Origin of the sequence: Polaromonas sp. (genome assembly GCF_031411155.1) — a bacterium.
Lineage (GTDB): Bacteria > Pseudomonadota > Gammaproteobacteria > Burkholderiales > Burkholderiaceae_C > Polaromonas.
The window spans coordinates 1-7131 of the sequence record NZ_JANOAL010000051.1 but is presented as its reverse complement, the minus strand read 5'-3'; the positions used below and the strand labels follow the sequence as shown (position 1 = coordinate 7131).

The 7131-nt window shown below is 60.9% G+C and carries 6 protein-coding genes and 1 pseudogene; 4 read left to right on the top strand and 3 right to left on the bottom strand.

What is annotated here, in order from left to right; all coding sequences use genetic code 11:
- Positions 1-158 precede the first annotated feature (158 nt).
- From RMO23_RS02810 to RMO23_RS02795, 4 genes are all read left to right on the top strand, one after another.
- Complete coding sequence (locus RMO23_RS02810; RefSeq protein ID WP_309678578.1) at positions 159-584, top strand: XRE family transcriptional regulator; 426 nt, start codon at positions 159-161, stop codon at positions 582-584.
- A gap of 124 nt (positions 585-708) precedes the next feature.
- Positions 709-1482 carry a hypothetical protein gene (locus RMO23_RS02805; RefSeq protein ID WP_309678576.1) on the top strand — a complete coding sequence of 258 codons (774 nt, stop codon included), beginning with the start codon at positions 709-711 and terminating at the stop codon, positions 1480-1482.
- Positions 1479-1955 carry a hypothetical protein gene (locus RMO23_RS02800; protein WP_309678575.1) on the top strand — a complete coding sequence of 159 codons (477 nt, stop codon included), beginning with the start codon at positions 1479-1481 and terminating at the stop codon, positions 1953-1955. Before RMO23_RS02805 ends, RMO23_RS02800 begins: the two co-directional genes overlap by 4 nt.
- An 18-nt stretch (positions 1956-1973) precedes the next feature.
- The gene (locus tag RMO23_RS02795) at positions 1974-2114 is read left to right on the top strand and encodes a hypothetical protein (RefSeq protein WP_309678574.1); all 141 of its coding nucleotides are present in this window, start codon (positions 1974-1976) and stop codon (positions 2112-2114) included.
- A 107-nt stretch (positions 2115-2221) separates the two neighbouring features.
- Here RMO23_RS02795 and RMO23_RS02790 read toward each other — a convergent pair whose 3' ends face one another.
- The 3 genes and pseudogenes from RMO23_RS02790 to RMO23_RS02780 all read right to left on the bottom strand — a co-directional run.
- Positions 2222-5473: a response regulator gene (locus RMO23_RS02790; RefSeq protein ID WP_309678577.1), complete on the bottom strand. Its 3252-nt coding sequence runs from the start codon at positions 5471-5473 to the stop codon at positions 2222-2224.
- Between the two features lie 38 nt (positions 5474-5511).
- Entirely contained in the window at positions 5512-6762 is a 1251-nt protein-coding gene (locus RMO23_RS02785; RefSeq protein ID WP_309678573.1) for a response regulator, read from the bottom strand.
- Positions 6763-6929: 167 nt separating this feature from the next.
- A pseudogene (locus RMO23_RS02780) lies at positions 6930-7131 on the bottom strand (glutathione-regulated potassium-efflux system protein KefC); the annotation flags it as partial.

Sequence of the window (7131 nt, the reverse complement as noted above, 5' to 3'; positions counted from 1 at the left end):
GCTGCGTTTTTTTGAATTTCTTCCAGCTTGAGCATGGGCGTGTGTGTTGACCTCCCTCTGCGCCACCAGAACCAGTCAACGTAATCATTAGTTACGTTAAAAACGTGACTATACAGCGCTGTTCCTTGGTGGATTGGCTTGCTGGATAACGTAACTTGATGGAAGACGCAAAAAAAATGTTTGCGGATCGGTTACGTGACGCAATGAACGCTGCTGGCTTCGAGCCCAAGCCGGCTGTGCTGGAGCGCGAGTTCAACACCCGCTATTGGGGTAAACCGATGACTTTGCACGGCGTGCGCCGCTGGTTGCGCGGCGAAACCTTGCCTACGCACGAAAAATTACTGGTGCTGGCGGAGTGGCTGGCGGTGTCGCCGCAGCAATTGAATTTTGGAGACGAGATTCAGCGCAAGGTGGAGCAGCGGCGCGCCCGCTGGGACAGCGGCGTTGGTTACCAGGACCGGGATATTTTTGAGGCGTTTCTCAAGCTGCCGGTGCCCCAGCGCAAGCTCATCCGCGAAGTGATTTTGACTTTCGCCAAGGTGCATACCGAAGCTGAAACGAAGCCAGGTAAGTCACCGGTCTGAGTCGATTAATTGCTATGAAATACATAGCTGCTTGTGCATGTGCAGTAAGCGCAAGAGGAACTTTTATATAAAAACACCAAATCCATGGCACAGATCCCCCATGCTGTCTAAAATGACCTGATCCATGGAAGCTCAGCGCATCACCGTCGCATTAATTGACCACTCGGCCGGTTTTGAAGCCAGTCCCGAGCGGGTACGTTTGGCTGATTTGTCCGATTTTTCGTCCGATGTCGCCACTTTTTTGCGGGGTGACGGCAAGGAAGTGGATATCAAAACGCTAGAGGTCGCCATTCGCAAAGGTTCGTTGGCCATAGAAACCATGCCGCTGCTGGCGGCTCCCCGCTTGTTCAGCGATTTGCGCGCGTTGCTTGCCAGCGAGTTGCTGGACAGCGTCGATGCCAAACGGCGCGAAGTGATGGAGCGCTGGCAGAAGGCTGCGCGGCAGACGCGTCAACTGGCTTACCGCATCACGGCTCCGTTTCTAGAGCGTCCTATTTTGATCAATTCAGAGTCCGATTACCACGCCGATGATGCCGATCAGTGGGTGCAGGTTGAACGATATATTCGTGGCGAGATTCAGGATCTTGGGGGCGCAACGAAAGCCAATGCGCATGTGAAGTTACCTGACGGGCGCACCTTGAAGGTGACGGCCGAGCGCGATGTATTGAAAGATGACACGGTGAACCGTCTTTACAAGGTGGCCATGCTGCGTATCAAGGCTGAGTACAACGTGCTGACGCGCGATTTGCGCAACGCCCGGCTGGTCGAGTTCGTGGAATACGCGCCCAAGGTCGATGAGGATGAGCTGGCGCGCTTGACCCGCCGTGGTGCGAATGCCTGGAAGGATGTGCCAGACGCGACGGCTTGGGTCGATGAACTGCGCGGAGGCACGCATTGAACAGCGTGCTGCTGGACACCAGCTTCCTGATCACCTTTAGCGATCCCACGCGTGCTCACCATGCGGCAGCGGTTCAGTACTACAAGGAATGCGTGCACAGGCAAGTGCCCATGTATCTGTCCACGATTGTGATATCGGAGTTTCAGGTCAAGCAGGCGATCAACGATTTGCCGTTGCGTAACTTCGTTGTGTTGCCATTCAACGTAGATCACGCCATGAGTTGTGGCTTGATCATTCGAAGTATGGCGCGTGACCCGGAAGATGACCGAGTGCGTGTCAAGGATGACTTCAAGCTCCTGGCACAGTGTGACTGCGAGGCTGTCAGTCATTTGATCAGTGAAGATGCCAGTACCCTTGCCAAGTACCTTGATCGCGCCCGCGAGACTGGTTTGGCTGCTACCAAAGTTGTATTGCTACGCGACGGGTTCGATGCTGCGTGGTTCGAGAACGGGCAGTCGCGTCTGCTGCCTTGAGTCCGGGCTGATTTCCGCATGGAGCGGCTCTACTGGCTGAACCTGCAAACCGAGTACGACATGCGTATGGTGACGCGCGAGAGCCGCGACAAGATCGCGCCGCGCTCCGGGTTTTTCAGCCTGCGGTGTCTTAAGGTTTTCTTTATGCTACAAAAATAATAGCTGCTTGCGCCCGTAAAAAAAGGGCTGCAGCCCTTTTTATCAACACTTCCAGGTCGTGCCAGCCAGCTGGCCGGTGCGGGATGCGTTGCTTCAGGCTGGCAGCGTCAAGCGGCCAGCGGGCTGGCCGCTTCCGGCAGCGGCGGCAGCCAGGCTTCAAGCTCACCTAGCAGCGCTGCCAGTGGCCGCTCCAGCGCGCCCAGCGCCAGCTCGATCTCGGCCTGAGGGCAGCGCTCCCGGATCGCGTGTTCGACGGCGTCTGCATGGCCCGGGATCTCGGTCGCGCCTATGGTGCCCGACACGCCCTTGAGGGTGTGCGCGACGCGTTGCGCCGTCGCCCAGTCATGGGCATCGAGGGCGCTCCTGATGGTCTGGACGCTGGCCTTCTGCCCCGCCACATACTTTCGCAGCATGCTGAGGTAAAGCGGCTTTTTGCCCATCATGCGGGCCAGGCCGGTGCGCAGGTCGAGGCCGCTGATGCCCTCTGGCAGATCGGCGCTGGTTGGGGGTAAGGGCGTCGCTTTGGGCTGCAAGGGGACGGGCGTTGCGTGGGGCCGTAGCCATTTCAGCAGCATGCTCCACAGGCCGTCCGGGTCGATCGGTTTGGACAGAAAGTCGTTCATGCCGGCCTCCAGGCAGTTGCGGCGGTCCTCGGCCCTGGCATTGGCCGTCATGGCCACAATCGGCAGCGCCTGCAAGCGGGGAATGCGCCGGATGGCGGCGGTGGCGCTGAGGCCGTCCATGACCGGCATCTGCATGTCCATCAATACCAGGTCGTAGGCCGCCTGCTGCACCATTTCAAGTGCGATCTGGCCGTTTTCGGCCACCTCGACGACAAAGCCGGCATCAACCAGCAACTCGCAGGCGATCTGCTGGTTGATGTCGTTGTCTTCGGCCAGCAGGATGCGTGCACCGTGCACCAGTGCAAGCTGGTGCATGCCGACCGCGGCGCCGGGCCCACTGAGGCGAGCCTCCGGCCGGTGCCCGCCCAGCACTTGCATGGTGGTGTCGAACAACAGTGAAGGGCTGATCGGCTTGACCAGCACGCCGCCCAGGCCCAGTGACTCGGCCTCCTTGATCATCCCTTCGCGGGCGTAGGCGCTCACCATCACCAGAACCGGCTCCGTGGCGAGGCCCAGGGCGCGAATCCGGCGCGCGGCCTCCAGCCCGTCCATGAGCGGCATGCGCCAGTCGAGGTAGACCACGTCGAACGGCTGCCCGCCGGATTCGGCGGCGCGCACCGCCGCCACGGCGGCCGCGCCCGACGCGACGTCAGCGACCTTGAAGGTCATGCCCTCCAGCATCTCCCGGAGCACGCTGCGGGCGTGGTCGTTATCGTCCACCACCAGGGCGCGGCGTCCGCGCAGGTCGGGGTTGGGTAGCAGGACGCGCTTGGGCAGCGTGCTGATGCCCAGCCGCACCGTGAACCAGAACTCGCTGCCCGCGCCATGGACGCTGCTGACACCGACCTCGCCGCCCATCAGGCTAGAGAGGTTTTTGGCGATTGCCAGGCCCAGGCCGGTGCCGCCAAATAGGCGCGTGGTCGAGCTGTCAGCCTGGGAAAAGCTCTGAAAGAGTCTGGAGATCTGCTCCCCGGTCAGGCCGATGCCGGTATCGCGCACCGAGAAGCGCAGTAACACGTCGCCCGCCGTGCGCTCGCTGACGCGCGCCGAGATCACGACCTCGCCGTGCTCGGTGTACTTGACCGCATTGGTGGCGTAGTTGATCAGGATCTGGCCCACCCGCAGGGAATCGCCGACCAGCGTCTGCGGCACATCGGGCGCGATGTCGAACACCAGTTCCAGCCCTTTGGCGCCGCACTTCTCGGTGATCAGGTCGGCGACGTTGTCCAGCACCTTGTTGATCTCGAAATCGATGTGCTCTATCGTGAGCTTGCCGGCCTCCACCTTGGAGAAATCGAGGATGTCGTTGATGATGCCCAGCAGGTGCTGGCCCGAGCTCTGGACCTTGGTGATGTAGTCGCGCTGGCGCGCCGTCAGCTCGGTCTTGAGCGCCAGATACGACATGCCGATGATTGCGTTCATCGGTGTGCGGATCTCGTGGCTCATGTTGGCCAGGAAGTCAGACTTCATTTGCGTCGACTCTTCGGCGATTTCCTTGGCGCGGCGAACTTCGTCTTCAGTTTTCTTGCGCTGCGTGATGTTGCGGCCTATGCCCATGATGCCGAGCAGGCGCCCTTCGCGGTCCCAGAACGGGGCCTTGACGGTCTCGAACAGCTCGCGCCGGCCGTCCTTGTAGTCGATCCAGTGTTCGCCCGAGCTTTTTTCCTGTCGCGCCAGCACATCCCGGTCGACCGCGCTCACCGTGTTGGCCCAGTCATTGTCAAGTAGCTGGTGGTCGCTGCGGCCCACGATCTCGTCGACGGGGTGGTCAATGGCTTCTGCAAAGGCTTCATTGCAGCCCAGGTAGCGGCCCTGCGGGTCTTTATAGAAGATCGGATCCGGGATGGAGTTGATCAGCGAACGCATGGTGGCCTGCTCCCGCTGGGCCTGTTCGGTGGCATTTTTCTGCTCGGTGGTGTCCTTGAATGTCACCACATGGACTGATCGTTCTGCGTCCTGGGCCAGGAAAACGTTGATCTCGACATCGATCAGGCGACCATCGCCGCAACCGAAGCGGCTCTCGAAGTGTTTCGGTTTTCCGCTGGGGTTCAGTTCGAACTTCAGTTCGGCCACTTTCCCGGACGACACGTCGACATCGATGGCCGATATCTCCATGCCGATGAATTCCTCGATGCCGTAACTGAGCTGCTCGCAGGCGGCGTGGTTGGCGTAAACCACCCGGCGCTGCACCGGGTCTAGCCAGAACAGTGGCCCGGAGTTTTCCACGACCAAGCGGTTGAACAGGATTTTCCTGTCGGCGCGGCTGCGCTCGGTGACGTCACGAAAGTTGAAGACCAGCCCCACCCGCTTGCCACCGGCCTCGCGCGGGGTGATGGTGCGTTCAAAGAGCCGACCGTCCTTCATCTCGATCTCGTCAAACACCTCGCTGTCAAGCGCGGTCCAGAGTTCCTGAGCGCGGGCGATGAATTGCGCCTCATCTTTGACCAGCGATGCATGCAGGGTCATCAGTGCGATTTCCTGGCCCGGTGCCATCAGCGCGTCCGGTGCCTGGCCCCACATTTCCGTGAATCGGGGGTTGACGTACTTGGCGCCGCTGGCAAAGTGAATGGCCAGCACGCCATCGGCGGCAGAATTCAGGGTGTTGGTCAGGAAGGCGAGCGAGGCGCTCAACTCCTTGATGCGCCGTTCCTGGGCCTGGTGGGCGGTAGTCAATTCCTTTTCGATGCGCGAGGGCAGGCCCAGCATCCGCTGCAGCACGGGGAAGCGATCCAGCACGTGTGCCAAGGCCGGTTTCAGGGGTGGGCCAAAGGCCCTCAGGCGGCGAGCCGGTCGGCCATTTCGCGCAGCTCCAGCGCCGCTGCGGCGCGGTCCGCGCTGGGCATGCGGTCCAGGTCGAGCAGCGTGCGAATGCCCTGCAGTTCCCGCTGGAACTTCCTGTGCATGCCGCCCGCGGCCTCGGCCGGGCCGCGCACGGCATGTGCCGTGATCGGCTCGGAGAAGCCCCTGGCATCGACCGATACGCACTGGTCGGTTTCTATTTCGTCCCGCACCAGCGCATAGGTTTCGCCCGAAATCAGGATGCCACCGGGTTCGGCGGCCTGTTCCAGCCGGGCCGCGAGGTTCACCTCGGGTCCGATGATGGTGTAGTCCATGCGCAGGTCGCTGCCGAAGTTGCCGACGTCGCAGAAACCGGTGTTGATGCCGATGCGGATGCGAAAGGTCTTGCTGGGCCCGATGTCGCGCCACAGGTTCTGCAGATTCGCCATGCCGCGCTGCATGGCCATGGCCATCTTCACACATTGCAGCGCATCCTCCCGCACCCCGCGGCTATGCGGGTCACCGAAGAAGATCACCATGGCGTCACCAATGAACTTGTCCACCGTACCCCCATATTCGGCCGCGATGCGCGACATTTCCGAGAAATAGCCGTTTAGCAGACGGGTAATGTCTTCAGGCTGCCACTTGGCGGTAGACCCTGTGAAGTCCTTGATGTCGGAGAAAAACACGGTGAGCTTCTTGCGTTCGGTGTGGATTTTGGCCTGCTGCAAACCGTCGAACAGGGACTGGTAGACCTGCGGCGCCAGGTAACGCGACAGCTTCTCGGACAGGGCTTCCAGACGCCGGGCGTTGCCGCTGCGCTCCAGGTGCGACTGCACACGGGCCATCAGCAGCGGCGGGCTGATCGGCTTGGTGATGTAGTCGACGGCGCCGAGGTCGAGGCCGAGCTGCTCTTCCTCTATGGTGCTTAGCGCGGTGAGGAAGATCACGGGAATGGCCGCCGTGGGGGGGTGCTGGCGGATGCGGCGCAGCACCTCGTAGCCGTCCATCTCGGGCATCATGATGTCCAGCAGGATCAGGTCGGGCGGCGCCTGCGACATGATGATGGCCAGCGCCTCCTTCCCCGACGAGGCCAGCAGCAGCTGGTACTTGTCTTCCAGCAGGGAGGTCATCAGGAACAGGTTGTCTTCGGTGTCGTCGACGACCAGCACGCGTGCCGGGGGCTTGCTCGTCGCGGCATCGGCCCGCTTGAGGCCTGCGGATGGCAGGAGGTGGTCTTGATTCATGGTGAAGCCTCGAAAGTGTGAGCCGCATGACGCAGACTCATGGAGCCATTTGTCCGATTAAATTGAGGGGAAATTTCACCGATTTTACAGATTAAATCAATTTAATCAATTAAATTGATAAAAAGTAGGCGACCAAGAGAACTCCTCATTTAAACGTAAACATTTGCTCAGGGAGTCGTCGGTCCTTCCGGGCCCCAAACCGCCGGGCGACGCTTGGCCTGTTCCTCACGCTCCTGCGCCATCTGTTCTTCCAGTTGCAGCCGGCCCTGGGTCGCCACGGCGATGACCTTGGTGCGGTCCTTGCGGTGCGGGTACATCTGCTCGAACAGCTCCAGGTTGTGTTGGCGAAAGCGCATGGCGGCCTGGCGG